Genomic DNA, 20,643 nt, shown 5'->3' on the forward strand with positions numbered 1-20,643 from the left:
GCAAACAATAGCTAATGACAGCGCAATTTGAACACGTATCTGTTTTGATGGACGAAACCATTGATGCCCTAGCAATTAAGCCAGACGGCATATATATGGATGGCACATTTGGACGAGGCGGTCATTCAGGTCAAATACTTGCTCGTTTAGGCGATGCAGGACGCTTACAGGCAATAGACCAAGATCCACAGGCTATAAAGTCAGCTGAAAAATTTGCCGATGACTCCCGCTTTGCTATAGCACACACTCGATTTTCAAAACTCTACGATGTAGCTGAGCAAAACGATCTCATTGGTAAAGTGGATGGCATTTTATTAGACATTGGTGTGTCATCTCCACAACTTGATGATGCTGAGCGCGGTTTTAGTTTTATGAAAGATGGCCCGCTTGATATGCGCATGGATCCAACAAGCGGCCGAAGTGCTGCTCAGTGGTTGGCAGAAGCTGAGTTAGATGATATCACCCACGTCATTAAAAAGTTGGGTGAAGAAAAGTTCGGTAAGCGTATTGCACATAAAATTTTAGAAACTCGAGAGCACACACCCATTACAACAACTAAGCAGCTTGCTGATTTAGTTGATGAAGCGGTACCAGTGAAAGATAAGTTTAAACACCCCGCAACGCGCACTTTTCAGGCTATTCGTATTTATATAAACAGCGAACTTGAAGAAATACAAACGGCGCTGCAATCGGCCGTAAAAGTATTAAAGCCGGGCGGTCGCTTAGTGGTCATTTCGTTTCATTCACTTGAAGATCGCATAGTAAAACAATTTATTAGAAAACAGAGTAAGGGAGAAGCATTACCCAGAGGTCTGCCTTTAACCGATGCACAAATAAATCAAAACCTGACGTTAAAAGCAGTGGGTAAAGCTATTAAACCAAGCACTGAAGAAGTAGCGCGCAATCCGCGTTCACGAAGCTCTGTACTTAGGATTGCTCAGAGGTTGGGATGAATACAAAAGCAAATCATCGTCAACCTCCCAATTTATTTTTCGAAATAATTAAAGGCCTTGGTGCTAATAAGCTCACCTTGGCCTTGTTGGTTACGATATTTGTTTCTGGCTTTAGCGTAGTGCAAGTTACGCATTTAGCGCGAGGGCAATTAATTGAACAAGATAAATTACTGCAAGAACGAGATGAGCTTGATTTAGAGTGGCGATACTTACTAGTTGAGGAGGAGTTTTACTCTCAGCATGCGCGTATTGAAGAAGTGGCAACCTCGCAATTAAAAATGAAAAGACCGACGAGTCAGGATGAACAGGTAATTATAGTAAAATGAGAAATCGAGGCAAAAAACCAGTTAACAACTTAATCACATGGCGCTTTATGCTGGTGTGTTCGGTTGTGTTTTTGGTGTTTGTGACGCTTGTGTCTCGTGCCGCTTATTTACAAGTAATTGAACCTGATAAAGCACGTTCGGAAAGTGACAAACGTACAGTACGCGTCGAAAAACTTCATGTGCAACGTGGAATGATCTTTGACCGCAATGGCAAAGAGCTCGCGGTCAGTGTACCCGTTGTGAGTGTGTATGCTGACCCTAAAGCTTTACATAAATCACTGGTATCTAAAGTTGTTAGGCAAGCGCGAAAAAATGGTGAAGACAAACAAGCGCTGTTAGATAATGCAGTAGAACTAAACAAACGCACCACACAGTATTACAAAAACGATTTACGTTGGCGCGAATTAGCTGATGTATTACGTATTGATCAGGCAAAAATTAATTCCCGACTTTTAAATGATCCGAGTCGTCGTTTTGTTTATTTAAAACGCCAAGTAACCCCTGCAGTCGCTGATTATATTGGTGGCTTGCGTCTTCCTGGTATTCATTTATTGGATGAGTCTAAGCGTTACTATCCGGCTGGCGAAGTGACCGCGCATATTATTGGTTTTACCAACATCGATGGTAAAGGCATTGAAGGTATTGAAAAGCTCTATGAAAACGCTTTAACCGGTGAAGAAGGTCGTCGAACTATCAGAAAAGACGCCCAAGGCCGTGAAGTGCAAGTGCTAGATGAGCGAGAACGTGTAGAGCCCGAAAGTATTCAACTAAGTATTGATCAACGTATTCAGGCTATTGCTTATAAAGCTGTAAAGTCAGCGGTTTTATCTTATAAGGCTACATCGGGTTCAGCCATGGTGGTTGATGTTAAAACCGGTGAAGTATTAGCAATGGTTAATAGCCCGTCTTTCAATCCAAATAATCTAACCGATGCGGCTCCTCATAAACGCAGAAATCGCGCTATTACTGATTTGTTCGAACCGGGTTCAACCGTTAAGCCACTGGCCATTTTAGCTGGGCTAGACTACGGCGCAATTCAAGCCGATGAACAAATTGACACCTACCCAGGTTGGATGCGTTTAGGGGGAAGTTTAGTCCAAGATACGCGTAACCATGGTGAAATGTCACTACGAGAAATACTAAAATATTCGTCAAATATGGGGGTGACTAAGGTTACTCAGTTGGTTCCAAAAGACTACCTGGTGGGTTTATTCCAAAAGGTCGGATTCGGCTCTGACTCAGGCACGGGTATGGTAGGTGAAAGCAGTGGTTTATTTTACCCCAATCGTCGTTGGTCTGATCACGAAATTGCTGCATTGTCATTTGGTTACAATATTGCTGTTAGTACTGCGCAAATGGCTCGCTTCTATGCCATGTTAGGCGCGGGAGGTGTCAACAGACCGCTCACTGTACTAAAGCAAGATTCTATTCCAGAAGGGGATCGTGTTTTTCAACAGCAAGATGTTGAAGCGGTAGTAAACATGATGGAAAGCGTATTTGAAAGTGGTGGCACTGCACATAACGTTAAAGTTGATGGTTACCGTGCAGCGGGTAAAACGGGTACTTCTAAAAAAGCCGCAGTAGGTGGTTACGGTGATGAATATGTTGGTTATTTTGCAGGTGTTGCACCAGCAAGTAATCCACGTTTAGCTGTGGTAGTAATGATCAATGAACCTGGCGGTGATGTGTACTATGGAGGTGCCACTGCAGGCCCTGCATTTGCAGAAATCGTTTCTAACGCATTAAGAATATTAAACGTCGCACCCGACAAGGAAGAAGTTGCGTACGTAAAAGGTAAAAAGAACGATGCGTGATTTAAAAAGCATTTTAAAATACATAGAAATAGATGCACCATCGCAGCTTGTAAGTCATTTGCGATTAGATAGCCGAGACGTCAACCCAGGCGATGTATTTGTAGCAATAAAAGGCCATGAGCTAGATGGCGGGCAGTTTATAGCTAAAGCAATTGAAAAGGGTGCTGTCGCAGTTATTGCCGACAGACTGTGCGAGTTTGATGTTGCTTTTGAGTCACTTTATTTAGTGTCTGAGCTTGATAAAAAGTTGGCTGAACTGGCTAGTCGTTTTTACGATAAACCGAGCCATAGCCTTGATTTAATTGGTGTAACTGGTACAAACGGTAAATCGACTACCACGGCTATGATTGCTCATTTAGCGCAGTATTGTAATACGCAGTCAGCAATTATTGGTACGCTTGGTTTTGGCCATCCAGATAATTTAACGCCGCTTATAAACACCACGCCTTCAGCAGTCGATTTACAACATATATTGAGCGACTTACATCAAGCAGATAAAAAGCTGGTGGCAATGGAAGTGTCGTCGCACGGACTTGTGCAGCACCGTGTTGCACAATGCCAGTTTAAAGCTGCTGTATTTACTAACCTTTCTCGCGATCACTTAGATTACCACGGTGATATGGCGAGTTATGGTGATGCAAAACTCATGCTATTTCGTGATTTTGACCCACAGCTTGTTGTACTAAACCAAGATGACAACCAAGCAGAGCAGTGGCTTGAAAAATACGATTTTAATAATTTAATTTGCTACGGACGAAAAAATTTAGCGCCTAAAAATGCACAGTATGTGTACTTTTCAGATGTTGATTATTCGGCTGAAGGTATTTCGGCGCAATTATCTACAAGCTGGGGTGATATTAAGGTAAAATCGCCGCTGTTTGGTGAATTTAATCTTTATAACTTAACAGCTGCTTTAGCCACGTTATTGGGTTTAGGTTATCCCCTAGAGCAACTTATTGCAGGTTGCCAACAACTTCAGCCAGTAGCAGGACGAATGCAAGCATTTAATGTTGCTGGTAAACCAACTTGCGTAGTTGATTATGCGCATACGCCAGAAGCATTAGCTTTAGCATTACAAGCATTGCAAAAACATGTGCCAGGTGGCGTGAGCTGTGTATTTGGCTGTGGTGGTGACAGGGACAAGGGGAAGCGCGTATTAATGGCCCAAGCTGCTGAAAAAAATGCTAACAAAGTGATTATTACCAGCGATAACCCACGCTCAGAAGATCCAAATGTGATTATTGCAGAGGTAGCTGCAGGTTTAGCTGCACCTCAAAGCGCACATTTAGAAGCTGATAGAGCGTCAGCAATTAGTTATGCAATTAATAATGCAGCTTCTAATGAAGTAGTGTTAATTGCGGGAAAAGGCCACGAAGACTATCAAATTATAGGCGATGAACGTATCGACTTTTGCGATCGCCAGTTTGTACAAGAACAATTAATAAAAACAGATAGAGGGACTCAAGCATGATCCCGATGGATTTTGATTGGTTAGCCAATGTGTTAACAACCGATTATCAGGGTGATAATCAGCAAGTGCTCAACATAAATACAGATACTCGCACAGTATGCGAAGGTGAAGTGTTTTTAGCACTTAAAGGGCCAAATTTTGATGGCCATAAATTTATAGCTGAGGCAAAACAAAAAGGCGCGATAGGCGTTATTGTCGATCATAAAGTCGATGTTGATATTGCCCAGTTTATAGTAAATGACACGCGTATAGCATTAGGCGCAATTGGTACAGCTGTTATGGCGCAAGTGGCACCTAGAACAATCGCTATTACGGGCAGTGTGGGTAAAACCACCGTAAAAGAAATGTGCGCGGCTATTTTATCTGTGCATGGCGATGTGCTGGCAACCAAAGGTAATTTTAATAACGATATTGGCGTACCGCTAACCTTGTTGCGTTTAGAGCCACAACACCGTTTTGCAGTAATAGAGCTGGGTGCAAATCATTTAGGTGAAATTGCATACACAACGGCAATGGCTAAACCTGATGTAGCGGTAGTGTGTAATGTAGCACCAGCCCACTTAGAAGGTTTTGGTAGCTTGATGGGCGTGGCCAAAGCAAAAGGCGAAATTTTTGATGGCCTTAAAGAAAATGGCGTAGCCATAATTAATTGCGACAGTGAGTTTAGTCAATATTGGCTAGATAAACTTGAAGGGCGCAACATAAAGCGCTTTTCAACCTCTGAAAAACTCGATATTTGGGCTGAAGATATAAGCTTAGATGCTAATGCACGTGCAAGCTTTACGTTATGTACAAAACAAAAAAAGGTACCTGTTACTCTCGCATTACCAGGCAAACATAATATCAGCAATGCGCTTATTGCAGCTGCACTGACAAGCGAGCTTGATGTCACTTTAGATGATATTGCTCATGCATTGGCGACGATGGGCGATGTAAAAGGGCGCGTAAACTTAATAGAAGTGTCTGACATGCTCACCGTGGTTGATGATACTTACAATGCCAATGTTAAATCAGTTAAGGCTGCGATTGACTTACTGAGTGATATGCAAGGGCATCGTATTTTAGCGCTGGGTGATATGGGTGAGCTTGGTGAAGACGCACGTAAATACCATCAAGAAGTTGGCGAATATGCGCTTGAAAAGGGCATCGATGAGTTATTTACGCTAGGTGTGTTGAGTAAGTGTGCAAGCGATGTATTTGCGCTTGCGAATCGTCACTTCTCAAACCGTGACCAGATGCAGCAACAAATTCAAGCCACAATTAATCAAGTAAATAAAAAAACGACCATCGTCGTGAAAGGATCACGCAGTTCTCGCATGGAATTATTAGTAACCGATTTAGTTAATGGCCAGCAACAAGCCATCAATGGAGTATCATAATGTTAGTTTGGCTGGCTGAGTATTTAACACAGTATTTTAGTGGTTTTAATGTTTTTTCGTATTTAACGCTGCGCGCTATTTTGGGGATTTTAACTGCGCTCATTATGTCTCTGTATTTAGGACCAAAGCTAATTCGTGGTTTGCAAAAAATGCAAATTGGGCAAACAGTACGCGATGATGGTCCACAATCACACTTATCAAAATCGGGTACGCCAACTATGGGTGGCCTGCTTATTTTAGCGGCAATTTTTACAAGTACCTTATTGTGGGCCGATCTCTCTAATAAGTATGTGTGGGCAACGTTATTTGTAATTGGCTCACTGGGAATTGTCGGCTTTATCGATGATTACCGAAAAGTTATCCGTAAAGATCCAAAAGGGCTTATAGCGAAATGGAAGTACTTTTGGCAGTCAGTAATTGCACTTGTGGTTGCAACTGCATTGTACTTTACAAGTACGCAAGCTGCAGAAACGTCTTTAGTTGTGCCGTTTTTTAAAGATGTTTTACCGCAGTTAGGCTTGTTTTACATTGTTATTACCTATTTTGCATTGGTTGGAACATCAAATGCTGTAAACCTGACTGATGGTCTAGATGGTCTCGCTATTGTACCGACTATTTTAGTTGCGGCGGCACTTGCCATAATTGCTTACTTAACCGGTAATATTAATTTTTCTGCTTATTTACATATTCCTCATTTGCCATTAGCCAGTGAGCTTGTGGTTGTATGTACTGCCATTGTTGGTGCAGGGCTTGGGTTTTTATGGTTTAACACCTACCCGGCGCAAGTATTCATGGGTGATGTAGGCTCATTAGCATTAGGTGGAGCGCTGGGGATTATTGCAGTGCTGGTTCGTCAAGAACTTCTACTGATTATCATGGGCGGTGTCTTTGTAATGGAGGCGTTGTCGGTGATTTTACAAGTGGGCTCGTATAAGTTACGAGGGCAACGAATTTTTAGAATGGCGCCTATTCACCATCATTACGAATTAAAAGGTTGGCCAGAGCCGCGCGTTATTGTGCGTTTTTGGATTATATCTATTGTGTTGGTTCTCGCAGGCCTTGCGACATTAAAGATAAGATAAATGCAATATTTAAACGAGATAAAGAATAAACAAATAACAGTGCTCGGACTTGGTGTAACCGGTCTGGGCATTGTGCGTTTTTTACTATCTCACGGTTTAACGCCAAAGGTTGTCGACAGCCGAGCAAATCCCCCAGGGATTGAATGGCTGAGCAGTCATGCGCCTAGTTTAAATACACACTTTGGCAGCTTAGATGCTGCTGGGCTTAATAGCAGTGATATGATTATTGTAAGCCCTGGGTTAAGCCTTAAAACGCCTGCCATTGCGAGTGCTATTAATTCGGGTGTTGAAGTCATAGGTGATGTTGAGCTATTTGCGCGCATTAATACTAAACCTGTAGTGGCAGTGACTGGCTCAAATGGTAAATCAACCGTAGTGACTTTAGCCTATGACGTGTTAAAAGCGGCTGGCTTTAATGTGGCACTTGGCGGCAATATTGGTACCGCAGTGCTTGATTTACTCAATGACGACTTTGATGTTTATGTGCTTGAGCTTTCGAGCTTTCAATTAGATACCACAACAAGCTTAAAATCGGTGAGTGCCACGGTGTTAAATGTATCTGAAGATCATTTAGATCGTTACGATAGCTACCAAGCATATATAGACTCAAAGCTATCTATTTACAACGGTACACAATGTCTTGTTGTAAATGAAGATGACAAACAAACGCATCCGTCCAGTAGCAGTGCTACGGCTAAAATTGGTTTTGGTACTAAACAGGGTAAATATTGTTTAGGGCAGCATAACAGCAGTACGTATTTTTTCGCTAACAATGAAGCGTTTTTACCTGTTGATACACTTGCTGTTGTAGGTAAGCACAATTATTTAAATACGCTTGCGGTTATGGCGTTACTAAGCCCCTTTAATATTAGTAAAGAGGCTTATACAAAGGCACTAAATGAGTTTAGCGGATTGGCTCATCGCTGCCAATTTGTTACTCAGCAACATGGCGTTAAATACTTTAACGATTCAAAGGCAACAAACGTAGGCGCTACCATAGCAGCCATAGACAGTTTGGCCACAGAAACTCAAAACTTAATTGTGATAGCGGGAGGCGATGCAAAAGGCGCTGATTTAAACCCGCTTAAACCTTACTTACAAAAGCATGTAAAAGCGCTGATCTGTTTTGGTAAAGATGCCAAACATCTAGTGGCTCTGAGTAACAAAAGTCATTTAACAAATAACATGAGTGAGGCGGTTAATTTAGCAAAGCAGCTTAGTTCGCCGGGTAATGTAGTTTTATTAGCGCCAGCATGTGCAAGCATTGATATGTATAACAACTATATGCAACGTGGTGATGACTTTGTTAAGTGTGTTTTGGCGGATAACATATGATTGCGCTTGCACAAATAAAAGACACATTAACACCAAAACCCTCGCCGCAGCTTTACGATGTGCCTTTGCTTTATTCAATGCTAATGCTAATTGGTGTTGGCTTTATTATGGTGATGAGTGCGTCTATGCCCACGGCAGAACGCCTTTTTGATAACTCACATCATATTGCTATTCGTCACGGGATGTTTTTGGCCGTTGCGTTTGTACTTTTTTGGATCACGGTTTGTGTGCCAATGGATTGGTGGAAACGCTCAAATGCATACTTATTGATACTGGGCATGGTATTGCTCATTGCTGTATTAATTATTGGCCGAGAGGTTAATGGTGCCAAGCGGTGGATCCCAATTGGACCCATTGGTTTTCAGGTGGCTGAAGCCGCTAAATTGTACTTTTTTAGTTACATAGCGGGTTACTTGGTCCGAAAGCGTGAAGAAGTACAAGAGAACATTAAAGGCTTTGCAAAACCTATTGCAGTGTTTGCCGTGTATGCATTGCTTATTTTGTTGCAGCCTGATTTAGGCACCGTAGTTGTTATGTTTGTAACAACAGTTGGCTTATTGTTTTTAGCGGGCGCAAAACTATGGCAGTTTTTTGTCCTTATTTTAACCGGCATTGGCTTGGTTGTTTTGTTGATTATTGTTGAGCCTTATCGTATGGCGCGTGTTGTTGGCTTTTTAGACCCTTGGGATGACCCATTCGGGAAAGGGTACCAGCTCGTTCAATCATTAATGGCATACAGCCAAGGTGGATGGTTTGGCCAAGGGTTAGGTAACAGCGTGCAAAAGTTGCAATACCTTCCTGAAGCACACAATGATTTTATTTTTGCGGTTATTGGCGAAGAGCTTGGTTTAGTTGGCGTGGTAAGCATTTTAATGGTGCTCGCCACTTTAGTATTTAGAGCACTATTAATTGGCCAGCAAGCCTTAAAGTGCGGTAAAGAATACGAAGGCTACTTTGCCTTTGCAATAGGTATTTGGTTTGCGTTTCAAACCATGGTGAATGTAGGGGCAAGTGCGGGGATTTTACCAACTAAAGGTCTTACATTACCGTTTATTTCTTATGGTGGTTCTAGTTTGATGATTATGACCATAGCAACCGGAATATTATTACGCGTTGATTTTGAAACTAAAATGGCAACTAAACAAGCGACCTCAGGCGGAGGTAAACGATGAGTAAAAAGTGTGTTGTAGTCGCTGGTGGAACTGGCGGGCATATATTTCCAGGTATTGCAGTTGCTGATTACTTAAAAGCACAGGGGTGGCAAGTTACTTGGATTGGCACACCCGATAGAATGGAAGCAAGCGTTGTTCCTAAGCACAATATAGAAATTGATTTTATTAATGTAAAAGGCGTGCGTGGCAACGGATTAAAACGCCTTGTTAAAGCGCCATTCATGGTTATTAATGCAATATTGCAAGCGCGTAAGGTATTGAAAAATCAACGTCCAGATGTTGTTCTTGCTATGGGAGGATACGTAACTGGACCAACAGGTATTGCTGCAAAAAGTTTAGGTATTCCGTTAGTTATTCATGAACAGAATGCGGTTGCTGGAATGAGCAACCGATGGCTTTCACGATTTGCTAATCGCGTTTTAGCGGCTTTTCCAAGCGCTTTTGATGCAGGACAAGCTGAACTTGTCGGCAATCCAGTTCGTCAAAGTGTAATAGACATAGCAACGCGTGACGTTTCAACACCGGTTAATATGTTGGTTGTAGGAGGGTCGTTAGGGGCTCAGGTACTAAACCAAACACTTCCAAGTGCATTTAAAGCGCTTAACAAAACTAGTGCAATAAATGTATGGCACCAGACAGGTAAAGGACATTTAAACAGCGTTGAGCAAACATACAAAACGCACATGTTCGAAAGCGATAATGTAAAAGTTGCGGAATTTATTGATGACATGGATGCAGCGTATGCTTGGGCTGATATTGTTATCTGCCGAGCTGGTGCGCTAACGGTAAGTGAAATTGCAGCAGCGGGAAAAATGGCTGTGTTTGTGCCATTTCCTCATGCAGTTGACGACCATCAAACGGCTAACGCCCAATATTTGGTTGAGGCAGATGGAGCGTTACTCATGCAGCAAAGTGTATTTAATGAGCAATCGATTGTTGCGCTATTAACCCCTTACTTAGTAAACCCTAGTTTAATTAATAAAATGGCTAATAACGCAAAAAAACAAGCCATTTTAGATGCCACAGCAAGCGTAGCCGCGCACTGTGAGCAAGTATCAAATAAGAGAGCGTAAGTGAAAGAAGCATCAGTACAAAACAAAAGTATACGACCTGCAATGCGTCGAATAGAAACCATCCACTTTATTGGTATTGGTGGGGCGGGTATGGGCGGTATTGCCGAAGTGCTCGCTTTTGAAGGTTACCGTATTACAGGGTCTGATATTGCGCATAGTGCGATGACAGATCGCTTGATTAAAGCGGGTGCAGAAGTATTCATTGGTCATCACGAAAACAACGTAAAAGATGCCAATGTGGTGGTAGTTTCAAGTGCTATTGACGAAACTAACCCTGAAATAATTGCCGCAAAAGCTGCAAGAATTCCTGTTGTACGTCGTGCTGAAATGCTAGCTGAATTAATGCGTTTTCGCCATGGTATAGCCATTGCAGGTACACACGGTAAAACCACAACAACGAGTTTAATTGCCAGCATTTATGCCCAAGCTGGGCTCGATCCAACCTTTATTATTGGTGGTTTATTAAATAGTGCAGGTAGTAATGCAAAGGTTGGTAAAAGCGATTTTTTAATTGCAGAAGCTGATGAGAGTGATGCGTCGTTTTTACACTTACAACCTATGGTATCGGTGATCACTAATATTGAAGAAGATCACATGGATACATACGGTGGCAGCCTTGAAAAAATGAAAGACACTTATGTCGATTTTATACATAACCTGCCGTTTTATGGTCTGGCTGTTGTATGTATCGACTCTGAGGTAGCCGCCGAACTAATTCCTCGTTTTGGGCGTCCTATTATTACATATGGCGAGTCGCCAACGGCTGATTATCGCATGAGTGATTTTAGCCAGTCAGCTAATACGTGTACGTTTACGGTAACCAATAAACAAGGTGAGTGTTTAACGGCAACGCTAAATATGCCAGGTAAACATAACGCATTAAATGCGACAGCAGCAATTGCAGTAGCAAAAGATCAAAATATTGCTAACCAAGCAATTTTAGAAGCATTACAAAAGTTTGAAGGTATTGGCCGTCGTTTTCAACACTACGGCGAATTTGAAAACGAACGCGGCAATATAATGTTAGTGGATGATTACGGTCATCACCCTTCAGAGGTTGCAGCCACTATTGCAGCAGTACGCGAGGGGTGGCCCGATAAACGCTTAGTAATGATTTATCAGCCGCATCGTTATAGTCGTACTCGTGATTTATATGAAGACTTTGTAAAAGTACTTGCCGATGTAGATCAGCTTTTATTATTAGATGTTTATGGCGCAGGCGAAGAGCCTATAGTGGGCGCTGATAGTAAAAGTTTATGCCGAAGCCTTCGTCAACGTGGCAAAGAGCCATTGCATGTAGCATCAAGTAAAGAGCTTGCGGGTGTATTAGCAGATAATTTGCAAAATAATGACTTAGTATTGACCCAAGGTGCGGGTAATATAGGTCAGTTAGTAAAAACGTTAGCAGCAACAGGCATGTCGATAGAAAAATTAAAACAAGGTGAAGTATGACCCAAGTAAATGCACAATTTGGTAAAGTAGCGGTAATGCTTGGTGGTAACTCAGCAGAGCGTGAAGTGTCATTAAAGTCGGGTCAGGCTGTTTTTAATGCATTACAAAATTGCGGTGTAGATGCGATTGCATTCGATCCTCAAAATCGGTCGTTGTGGGAACTCAAAGAGTTAAATGTAGATCGTGTTTTTATTGCACTACATGGCCGAGGTGGTGAGGACGGAACTGTTCAAGGTGCATTAGAGTTTATGAACTTACCTTACACCGGCAGTAACGTACTGGGTTCAGCGCTTGCAATGGATAAAATTCGTTGTAAGCACTTGTTTAAATCAGCCGGTTTAAGCACCGCACCTTATGCCGTTGTGGATGCTAAAAAAGGTTTTGATGCACACGCTATCATGGCTGAATTTAAAAAAGTGATGGTTAAGCCTTCTCATGAAGGGTCGAGCATTGGTATGGCACAAGCAACTACTGCGCAAGAACTCGAAGATGCATTAATCAATGCATTTAAGTTTGATAGCCAAGTGTTGGTTGAGCAGTGGATAACGGGTCGTGAATTTACAGTGACTGTTTTAGGTGATGAGGTACAGCCCGTAATTGAAATGACAACGCCAAATGGCTTTTACGATTATCAGGCAAAGTATCAATCAAATACTACGCAGTATCATTGCCCAGCCAATTTATCGGCGCACGATACGCAGCAATTACAGGCTATGTCGTTAGAAGCGTTTGACTTAGTTGGCGCAAGCGGTTGGGGCCGCGTAGATGCAATGCAAGATGAGCAAGGCAACTTTTATTTATTAGAGGTTAATACTGTACCCGGAATGACAGAAAAATCATTAGTGCCTATGGCAGCTAAAGCAAATGGGGCAAGTTTTGAGCAATTAGTTGTTCGCATTTTGGAGCAAACGCTTTAATATGCATCCCCTTTTAGAAAAAGCTCATAAAATCAAACAGAACCTAAATTGGTCGCTGATTTTTGGCGTGAGCTTTTTTTTAGTTGTTATTATTGGCTTAGTGCAAATTACAACGGGTGTATCTGATTGGTTAGTAAAAAATAAAGATGCACAAATAAAGCACTTAACGGTGCAAGGGCATCCTAAATACACAGATGAAACCGCAATAATAACAGCAATAAAAAAAGCGGATTTAAGTAGTTTTTTTGAGCTTGATGTAAAACATGTACAACAGCTAGTGCAAAATCTACCTTGGGTGGCCACTGTATCGGTGCGAAAACAATGGCCTGATACGATTCAGGTTTACGTTGTTGAACACGAGGCGGTTGCGCATTGGAATAGTGACTTGTTAATTAATAACAACGGTGAGGCTTTTCAAGCTCGCAGCGATAAGTTAAGTAAAGATTTACCTCAGTTATTTGGCCCAGAAGGGAGCGAACAAGAAGCATGGATTGCCTTTAAGCAGTTTGACGAAATGCTTAAAGTAAACGCGTTAACGCTTAAAAGTTTAGCGTTATCAGAGCGTTTTTCTTGGCAGCTTTGGCTTGATAGCGGGGTGCGCTTAAATTTAGGGCGTAGGGATAAAGCCAAGCGTGTGCAACGTTTTATAGACGTTTACCCACGTATGGAATATCCAGAAAAAGCACAAATAGATGCAGTCGATTTACGGTATGATACCGGCCTTGCAGTGAGCTTTAAGCCAGTGCAAGAAGAACAATTACAAAATAAGAGTAAGGCATGACTAAGTCAGCAGAAAGAAACCTCGTGATTGGATTAGACGTTGGTACCTCGAAAGTGGTAGCCACGGTAGGTGAAATCACCGCAGATAACAAGCTCAGCATTGTTGGTGTGGGCAGCCAAGTATCCCATGGTATGGATAAAGGTGGCGTTAACGATTTAAACTTAGTGTCTGAGTCTATTCGCCGCGCTATAGACGAAGCCGAATTAATGGCAGATTGTCGAATTAGTTCAGTGTACTTGGGGATTTCTGGTAAACATATTCAATGCCAGAACGAAAGCGGTGTTGTTGCTATAAATAATACTGAAGTAACAGACGAAGATATTGAAAATGTGATTCACATTGCGCGTTCTGTGCCTATTTCAGCTGAACGTAAAATGCTGCATGCACTACCGCAAGAGTACAGCATAGACATGCAAGAAGGGATTAAAAACCCACTAGGCATGAGCGGTGTGCGTATGGAGGCACGTGCTCACATTATTACCTGCTCTAACGACATGGCTAAAAACATAGAAAAATGTGTTGAGCGTTGCGGCCTTGAAGTCGACCAATTGATATTTACAGCATTGGCTTCTTGTTATTCAGTTCTCACAGATGATGAAAAAGAGCTTGGAGTCGCTGTACTCGATATTGGTGGTGGTACAATGGACATCACTATTTATATCAACGGTGCGCTGCGCCATTCAGCAGTAATCCCTGTGGCGGGTAATCAGGTAACGGGTGATATTGCAAAAATATTTCGTACACCTATATCGCATGCAGAGTCACTCAAAGTACAATACGCATGTGCAAGCAGCCAATTGGCAAGCAGTGAAGACACTATTGAAGTGCCAAGTGTAGGCGGGCGCCCTGCAAGATTAATGTCACGTCATACATTATCAGAGGTGGTAGAACCTCGTTTCAGAGAATTATTTGAACTTGCGATGGAAGAAATTCGTCGTTCAGGTTTAGAAGACCAAATTGCGGCAGGTCTCGTTATAACAGGCGGAACTGCCAAAATGACTGGTGCAATGGAAGTGGCGGAAGACATTTTTCAAATGCCAGTAAGAATAGGTAAACCAATCGGGATGGTTGGTTTAACAGACTACGTAGATGATCCTTCGTACGCAACCGCTGTTGGTTTGTTACAATACGGGCGCACCATGCAATCGATGAATGCACAAAAGTCGAAAGCAGAGGATAACAATAATTGGTGGAACCGCATTACTAAATGGTTTCAAGGCGAGTTTTAAGACTCAAGTCGGAGAGTGAACATGTTTGATATAATGGAACAACACAGCGAAGAAGCTGTAATAAAAGTAATTGGCGTGGGCGGCGGCGGCGGTAACGCTGTTGAGCACATGGTAAAACAGCAAATCGAAGGCGTGCGCTTTATTGCCGCTAATACTGATGCGCAAGCATTACGAAATTCTGCTGCTGATGTAACAGTTCAATTAGGCACACAAATAACCTCTGGGTTAGGTGCGGGTGCAAATCCTGAAGTAGGCCGCGAATCGGCTGAAGAAGATGCAGAGACTATTCGTGCAAGCCTTGAAGGTGCCGACATGGTATTTATCGCAGCTGGCATGGGCGGCGGTACAGGTACAGGGGCTGCGCCTGTGGTTGCTAAAATTGCTAAAGAGCTGGGTATTTTAACTGTTGCGGTAGTGACGCGTCCTTTCGACTTTGAAGGTAAAAAGCGTGCAGCGGCAGCTGAACAAGGTATCAGCGAGTTGTCAGAAATTGTAGATTCACTTATTACAATTCCGAACAATAAATTACTTAAAGTTTTAGGCAAAGGCACTACACTTCTAGATGCATTTGCTAAAGCTAATGACGTATTATTTGGTGCGGTACAAGGTATTGCAGAACTCATTACGCGATCTGGTTTAATTAACGTGGATTTCGCTGACGTACGAACTGTTATGTCTGCTATGGGTACTGCTATGATGGGAACTGCATCTGCGTCAGGTCCTGATCGTGCACAAGAAGCCGCAGAAGCTGCTATTTCAAGCCCATTATTGGAAGACGTTGATTTAACAGGTGCTAAAGGTATCTTAGTTAATATCACCGCGGGTATGGATATTGCGATTGAAGAATTCGAAATTGTCGGTAACCACGTTAAAGCACTTGCCTCTGAAAACGCAACGGTTGTTGTGGGTGCGGTAATTGATCCTGAAATGAGCGACGAGTTACGTGTAACTGTAGTTGCAACGGGGTTAGGCGGCGATCGTCGTCCACAGTTTGGTATTGTTGATAACGGTTTTAAAAAGGCTTCGGGTTCTGATGTTGCAAACACGTCTAACCAAGCAAGCAGCATGTATGTGCCTAGCTTTGCAAGCCAAGACAGCACCGATGAAAGTGCAGCTAAAGCACAAACTGAAAGCGCAGAAAAAGCGAGTTCAGCAAGTTCTAGCAATACAGCAAGCTCGTCGTCGCAAACGAGTAAAAAAGCGGATAAATCAGAGGGTGGTGATTACTTTGACATCCCTGCATTTTTACGCAAACAAGCAGACTAATAAAAACGTTATTTTGCTGGTAAATTGAGCGAATATTGTAAGGCGCGCGTATATATGATACTATCCGCCGTCTAACTGTAATAAATTTAAGTGAGCGAACCTATGATTAAACAGCGTACGATTGCAGAAGTAGTCAAAGCCATAGGAATTGGACTTCATAAAGGTGAGAAGGTCACAATAACTCTCCGACCTGCGAGCGCAAATACTGGGATTGTATTTCGTCGTGTCGACCTTGATCCGGTTGTTGAATTTGAAACAACACCTGAAGCCGTTGGCGATACGCAGTTGTGTACCTGTTTAATTAACAAAGATGGCGTTCGTTTATCAACTACTGAGCACCTAATTGCTGCGGTTGCAGCAATGGGGATTGATAACCTAATTGTAGAATTAGACAGCTCAGAAGTGCCAATTATGGATGGTAGTGCATTACCATTTATTTATTTATTACAAAAAGGCGGCATTGAAGAACAAAATGCCGCTAAACGCTTTATTCGTATTAAAGAAAAAGTACGTATTGAAGAAGGTGACAAATGGGCCGAAGTAGAACCGTACGACGGTTTTCACATCGACTTTGAAATCGCTTTTGATCACCCGGCTATTAACGAAAGTCGTCAGCGTGTTGGTTTAGACATCACCGCTCAAAGCTTTACTGAAGAAATTAGCCGTGCTCGTACCTTTGGTTTTATGAAAGACATTGAATACATGCATGCTAATAACCTTGCTCTAGGTGGCAGCATGGACAGCGCAGTAGTACTTGACGAGTTTAAAGTACTAAACCCAAATGGTTTACGCTACAGCGATGAGTTCGTTAAGCACAAAATACTAGACTGTGTTGGTGACATGTTTATGACAGGCCATAACATTTTAGGTAAGGTGACTGCGTTTAAGTCGGGTCACGATTTAAACAATAAGTTGCTTCGTAAAGTAATGGCAACCGAGTCAGCGTGGGAGTGGGCAACATTTGAAACGCCTGTAACGATGCCTGCACCCGGTCTTGAGTTAGCAACAGCCTAACCAAGCATTTAAAGTACACACTTAAAACAGTTACAAAAAATGACGCTTATTAGCGTCATTTTTTTTGCTATGTATCTATTCTTTTAAAATAGTAAGTTTTAAAAATTAAATACCTAAAATGGCTTGTAGCTGTTCTAATTTGGTTATTGTGTAAGTGGGGGTTATTCCTTCTGGTAATTGTTCACCAGGGTGTTGCAACCAACATGTATCTATACCTACATTATTACCGCCAAGTATGTCACTTGATGCGGTATCACCCACCATTAATATTTGACTCTTATTTGGGTTACCCATCAGTTCGAAGGTATGTTCAAAAATAGCTTTGTTAGGTTTTGCTAAACCTACAAGCTCAGAAATAACTAACCATTCAAACATATCTTTTAAACCCGTATGCTCTAAACGTACTGTTTGCAGGCGAGCAAAGCCATTAGTAATGATGCCTAACCTAGCATGAGGCTTTAATTTATTAAGCAACTCTATAGCGCCTGGTAATGGCTCACAAATTTGCGCCATTGCATCTAAAAATGCATCGTTCAACTCTTTAGCGGATACATTTAATTTTGCTGACCATTCGTTAAAGCGGGTTACCTGTAAGTAATCAGCGCTAATAACGCCATTTTGATAATCAACCCACAGTTGTTTATTGGTTTTTTGATAGTGAATGTAATCGTCTTTAGTAAAGTTAACGCCGTATTTTTTAAACATACGGGTCATACCGGCTAATATATCAAACCTAAATAAAGTTTCGTCTGCATCAAACAACACGTAGCTGTATTTCATTCAATTTCCTGTATTTTATTTGCGATAAAGGTCGCTATGTAAAAAGGGTGCCATGGCCAAAGTTAGTGCTTGGGTATAGGTACTTTCGCGTGTTGCATGGTTATTTGTAAGCAGGCCAATGGCGCCGCCTTTTTGTTTTATATTTGTGGTGTTAAATGCTTTATCCATTACATCGCCAAGCTCTTCGCCATTAAGTAATGCTTTAAAAAGTATATTGGGTAATGGAAGGTTACTGCTTCGCCCTACAACCTGTTCTGTGGCGTTATCAATAACAACATAGGCAAAGGTCGCTGCACCATAGCTAAATTGCTCTGCACCGCCTTCCATTGCCACGTAGTAATCGGCTTGATGGTGCTTTTTACAATAGTTAACACGGTTTTGCGCGCCAATACGTGTTTCATCTTCACCAATAGGTTGATCTGGCACGTTTGAAGGAGCGTTAACACCTAGGCAATCAATAGTGTTATTTGGAAAGTACATAGTAAAAATATGCTTTGCTGCATTTATTTTTACTGGATTTTTAGATCCAACTATAACTTTTAACAATGATGACATGCTGATCTCGTATTGAGTAAAATCAGCAGTGTACGTGACTTCTGTTAAACAAAAAAGGGCACTAAAGCGATAATACTAAATAGGCAAATCAAGCGGGGCAAGGTTCTCTAGTGCGCGCTTTTTCATAATAATATCTTTTATCAGCGGTGTTAATACAAGCTCCATTGCAAGGCCCATTTTACCGCCCGGCACTACCAGCGTATTAATACGCGACATAAAGCTGCCTTCAATCATTCTCAGATAATAAGGAAAATCAACATCTTCAATGCCTCTGAAGCGGATCACAACAAAACTTTCATCAAGTGAAGGAATGTCTTTTGCGCTGAATGGGTTTGATGTATCTACGGTAGGCACACGCTGAAAGTTAATATGCGTACGTGAAAACTGAGGGGTAATATGATTTATGTAATCGTCCATACTACGCACAATTGACCCCATCACGGCTTCGCGAGAGTGGCCACGCTCTGAAGTGTCGCGGATTAGCTTTTGTATCCACTCAAGATTAATAATAGGCACCATGCCTATGAGTAAATCAACATGCTTGGCTACATCAACGTCCTGGTCAACAACTCCGCCATGCAAACCTTCGTAGAATAAAATATCTGTATTATGCTCAAGCTCTTGCCAAGGGGTAAATGTGCCTGGCAGTTGGTTATAAGGTACAGCTTCATCAAAGGTGTGCAAGTAGCGGCGCAATTTGCCTTGCCCTGTTTCACCATAATTACTAAATAACGATTCAAGGGCGCCAAAGTCGTTAGCTTCACGGCCAAAGTAACTAATATGTTTACTTTCTTGTTGGGCTTCGCGTATTTTTTTGTCCATTTCGGGACGTGTATAACGATGAAAGCTATCACCTTCAATAAATGCTGCCTGAATATTTAGGCTACGAAAAATATGCTTAATGGCATTGGTCGTGGTGGTTGTACCCGCACCCGATGAACCAGTAATTGCAATGATAGGATTTTTAGCTGACATGTTAATTCTCTTTTTTAGGACCAGGCTATATAACCAGACTAAACTTAACACTTTTTTAAGTCGTTTGGGTATCTTACGTGTTGACTGACTAAGCTCAAGTGACGCCATCAGCAAATAACGTTATCATGAGGTGCTTAAAATTAAAACGAGAGAAAGCATGAAACTTTTAAAACCATTACTTAGCTTCTTTTCATTAAGTGCGTTAGCCGCAGGTTGTGCGCACGCTAACATGCCTAAAAGCCAAATATTACTTGCTGATTTAAATACGCCATATGGTGTTCAAGTGACCATAGTAAGCGACAAAACAAGTTACAATAACCAGCCTTACTTAATTAATGACGATTTATACTTTACCCATGAGGTATTAACTAATAACCAAAGCCAAACCGATATTGCACACTACAATTTAACAACACGTGAAATAACTAACTTAACAAATACACCTGTCAGTGAGTATTCGCCAACGTTAATGCCTAATAAAACAAGTTTGTCAGCCATTGTTGTAGAGGCCGACTCAAAACAAAAGTTGTGGCAGTATCCGCTTGATACACAAAGTGCGCCTAGTCGTATTTTTGATTGGATAGAGCCTGTTGGCTACCATGCTTGGGGCATTAAAAACGATTTAGTGATGTTTATTTTAGGTCAGCCGCATACGCTTCAATACACCTCAGTAGACGCTGCTAGAGGTGAAATAGCCGCCAGTGATATTTCTCGTACACTTATTTATAACCACAACGCGGCGATGTTTTTATTTAGTTACACTAAAAATGATGAGCATATTTTAGCGAGCTTTAATCCACAAAATAAACAAGTAGGCGATTTATTAAGGCTACCCACTCAGGTACAAGACTTCATATTAAAAGATGATAAAACAATTGCTTACGCTATTAAAAATCGGGTTTATCAACGTAAGCTCGATGGCAGTAATGAGATATCACAATGGCTTGATTTAAGCACTTACTGCGAAACTAATATCACCCGAATGAGTTACAACAATGATAAGCTTGCATTTGTATGCGACGTAACACAATAAAGTAAGACTTCAAACTGCGTATGCGTTAAGGTGATA

The 20,643-nt window shown here is 41.8% G+C and carries 19 protein-coding genes; 16 read left to right on the forward strand and 3 right to left on the reverse strand.

The window, feature by feature from the left end; genetic code table 11:
- The first annotated feature begins 14 nt into the window (after positions 1-14).
- The 15 genes from rsmH (at position 15) to lpxC (ending at position 17,264) form a co-directional block, all read left to right on the forward strand.
- On the forward strand, positions 15-953 hold the full coding sequence (gene rsmH, locus PMAN_RS01390) for a 16S rRNA (cytosine(1402)-N(4))-methyltransferase RsmH (protein ID WP_010555681.1): 939 nt from the start codon (positions 15-17) through the stop codon (positions 951-953).
- On the forward strand, positions 950-1,279 hold the full coding sequence (gene ftsL, locus PMAN_RS01395) for a cell division protein FtsL (protein ID WP_006792138.1): 330 nt from the start codon (positions 950-952) through the stop codon (positions 1,277-1,279). The genes rsmH and ftsL overlap by 4 nt, the downstream gene beginning before the upstream one ends.
- A complete protein-coding gene (locus PMAN_RS01400) occupies positions 1,276-3,093 on the forward strand; it encodes a peptidoglycan glycosyltransferase FtsI (protein WP_008126791.1) in 1,818 nt (605 codons plus the stop codon). The genes ftsL and PMAN_RS01400 overlap by 4 nt, the downstream gene beginning before the upstream one ends.
- On the forward strand, positions 3,086-4,564 hold the full coding sequence (gene murE, locus PMAN_RS01405; protein WP_010555682.1) for a UDP-N-acetylmuramoyl-L-alanyl-D-glutamate--2,6-diaminopimelate ligase: 1,479 nt from the start codon (positions 3,086-3,088) through the stop codon (positions 4,562-4,564). Before PMAN_RS01400 ends, murE begins: the two co-directional genes overlap by 8 nt.
- On the forward strand, positions 4,561-5,943 hold the full coding sequence (locus tag PMAN_RS01410) for a UDP-N-acetylmuramoyl-tripeptide--D-alanyl-D-alanine ligase (RefSeq protein ID WP_010555683.1): 1,383 nt from the start codon (positions 4,561-4,563) through the stop codon (positions 5,941-5,943). Before murE ends, PMAN_RS01410 begins: the two co-directional genes overlap by 4 nt.
- The gene (gene mraY / locus PMAN_RS01415) at positions 5,943-7,025 is read left to right on the forward strand and encodes a phospho-N-acetylmuramoyl-pentapeptide-transferase (protein ID WP_006792142.1); all 1,083 of its coding nucleotides are present in this window, start codon (positions 5,943-5,945) and stop codon (positions 7,023-7,025) included. The genes PMAN_RS01410 and mraY overlap by 1 nt, the downstream gene beginning before the upstream one ends.
- On the forward strand, positions 7,026-8,360 hold the full coding sequence (gene murD, locus PMAN_RS01420) for a UDP-N-acetylmuramoyl-L-alanine--D-glutamate ligase (RefSeq protein ID WP_010555684.1): 1,335 nt from the start codon (positions 7,026-7,028) through the stop codon (positions 8,358-8,360).
- On the forward strand, positions 8,357-9,532 hold the full coding sequence (ftsW, locus tag PMAN_RS01425; protein ID WP_006792144.1) for a cell division protein FtsW: 1,176 nt from the start codon (positions 8,357-8,359) through the stop codon (positions 9,530-9,532). Before murD ends, ftsW begins: the two co-directional genes overlap by 4 nt.
- Entirely contained in the window at positions 9,529-10,605 is a 1,077-nt protein-coding gene (gene murG, locus PMAN_RS01430) for an undecaprenyldiphospho-muramoylpentapeptide beta-N-acetylglucosaminyltransferase (RefSeq protein WP_010555685.1), read from the forward strand. The genes ftsW and murG overlap by 4 nt, the downstream gene beginning before the upstream one ends.
- Positions 10,606-12,057 (forward strand): UDP-N-acetylmuramate--L-alanine ligase, encoded by a 1,452-nt coding sequence (murC, locus tag PMAN_RS01435; RefSeq protein ID WP_008126805.1) that lies wholly within the window; start codon positions 10,606-10,608, stop codon positions 12,055-12,057. It begins immediately after the preceding gene.
- Positions 12,054-12,974 (forward strand): D-alanine--D-alanine ligase, encoded by a 921-nt coding sequence (locus PMAN_RS01440; RefSeq protein ID WP_010555686.1) that lies wholly within the window; start codon positions 12,054-12,056, stop codon positions 12,972-12,974. Before murC ends, PMAN_RS01440 begins: the two co-directional genes overlap by 4 nt.
- A 1-nt stretch (position 12,975) precedes the next feature.
- A complete protein-coding gene (locus PMAN_RS01445) occupies positions 12,976-13,755 on the forward strand; it encodes a cell division protein FtsQ/DivIB (RefSeq protein WP_006792148.1) in 780 nt (259 codons plus the stop codon).
- Positions 13,752-14,984, forward strand: coding sequence for a cell division protein FtsA (gene ftsA / locus PMAN_RS01450; protein WP_010555687.1), 1,233 nt, complete (start codon positions 13,752-13,754; stop codon positions 14,982-14,984). The genes PMAN_RS01445 and ftsA overlap by 4 nt, the downstream gene beginning before the upstream one ends.
- A 21-nt stretch (positions 14,985-15,005) precedes the next feature.
- The gene (gene ftsZ, locus PMAN_RS01455; RefSeq protein ID WP_010555688.1) at positions 15,006-16,250 is read left to right on the forward strand and encodes a cell division protein FtsZ; all 1,245 of its coding nucleotides are present in this window, start codon (positions 15,006-15,008) and stop codon (positions 16,248-16,250) included.
- 102 nt (positions 16,251-16,352) lie between these two features.
- Entirely contained in the window at positions 16,353-17,264 is a 912-nt protein-coding gene (gene lpxC / locus PMAN_RS01460) for a UDP-3-O-acyl-N-acetylglucosamine deacetylase (protein ID WP_008126813.1), read from the forward strand.
- Between the two features lie 105 nt (positions 17,265-17,369).
- On the opposite strand, the gene yjjG is transcribed toward lpxC, so the two are convergent.
- The 3 genes from yjjG to PMAN_RS01475 form a co-directional block, all read right to left on the reverse strand.
- Positions 17,370-18,044, reverse strand: coding sequence for a pyrimidine 5'-nucleotidase (yjjG, locus tag PMAN_RS01465; protein ID WP_010555689.1), 675 nt, complete (start codon positions 18,042-18,044; stop codon positions 17,370-17,372).
- 15 nt (positions 18,045-18,059) lie between these two features.
- Entirely contained in the window at positions 18,060-18,599 is a 540-nt protein-coding gene (yjjX, locus tag PMAN_RS01470) for an inosine/xanthosine triphosphatase (RefSeq protein ID WP_006794075.1), read from the reverse strand.
- Positions 18,600-18,674: 75 nt separating this feature from the next.
- Entirely contained in the window at positions 18,675-19,574 is a 900-nt protein-coding gene (locus tag PMAN_RS01475; RefSeq protein ID WP_008126819.1) for a phosphoribulokinase, read from the reverse strand.
- Between the two features lie 157 nt (positions 19,575-19,731).
- Between PMAN_RS01475 and PMAN_RS01480 the strand changes: the two genes are divergently transcribed.
- A complete protein-coding gene (locus PMAN_RS01480; RefSeq protein ID WP_010555690.1) occupies positions 19,732-20,607 on the forward strand; it encodes a TolB-like translocation protein in 876 nt (291 codons plus the stop codon).
- Positions 20,608-20,643 lie beyond the last annotated feature (36 nt).

The organism is Pseudoalteromonas marina (assembly GCF_000238335.3).
GTDB lineage: Bacteria > Pseudomonadota > Gammaproteobacteria > Enterobacterales > Alteromonadaceae > Pseudoalteromonas > Pseudoalteromonas marina.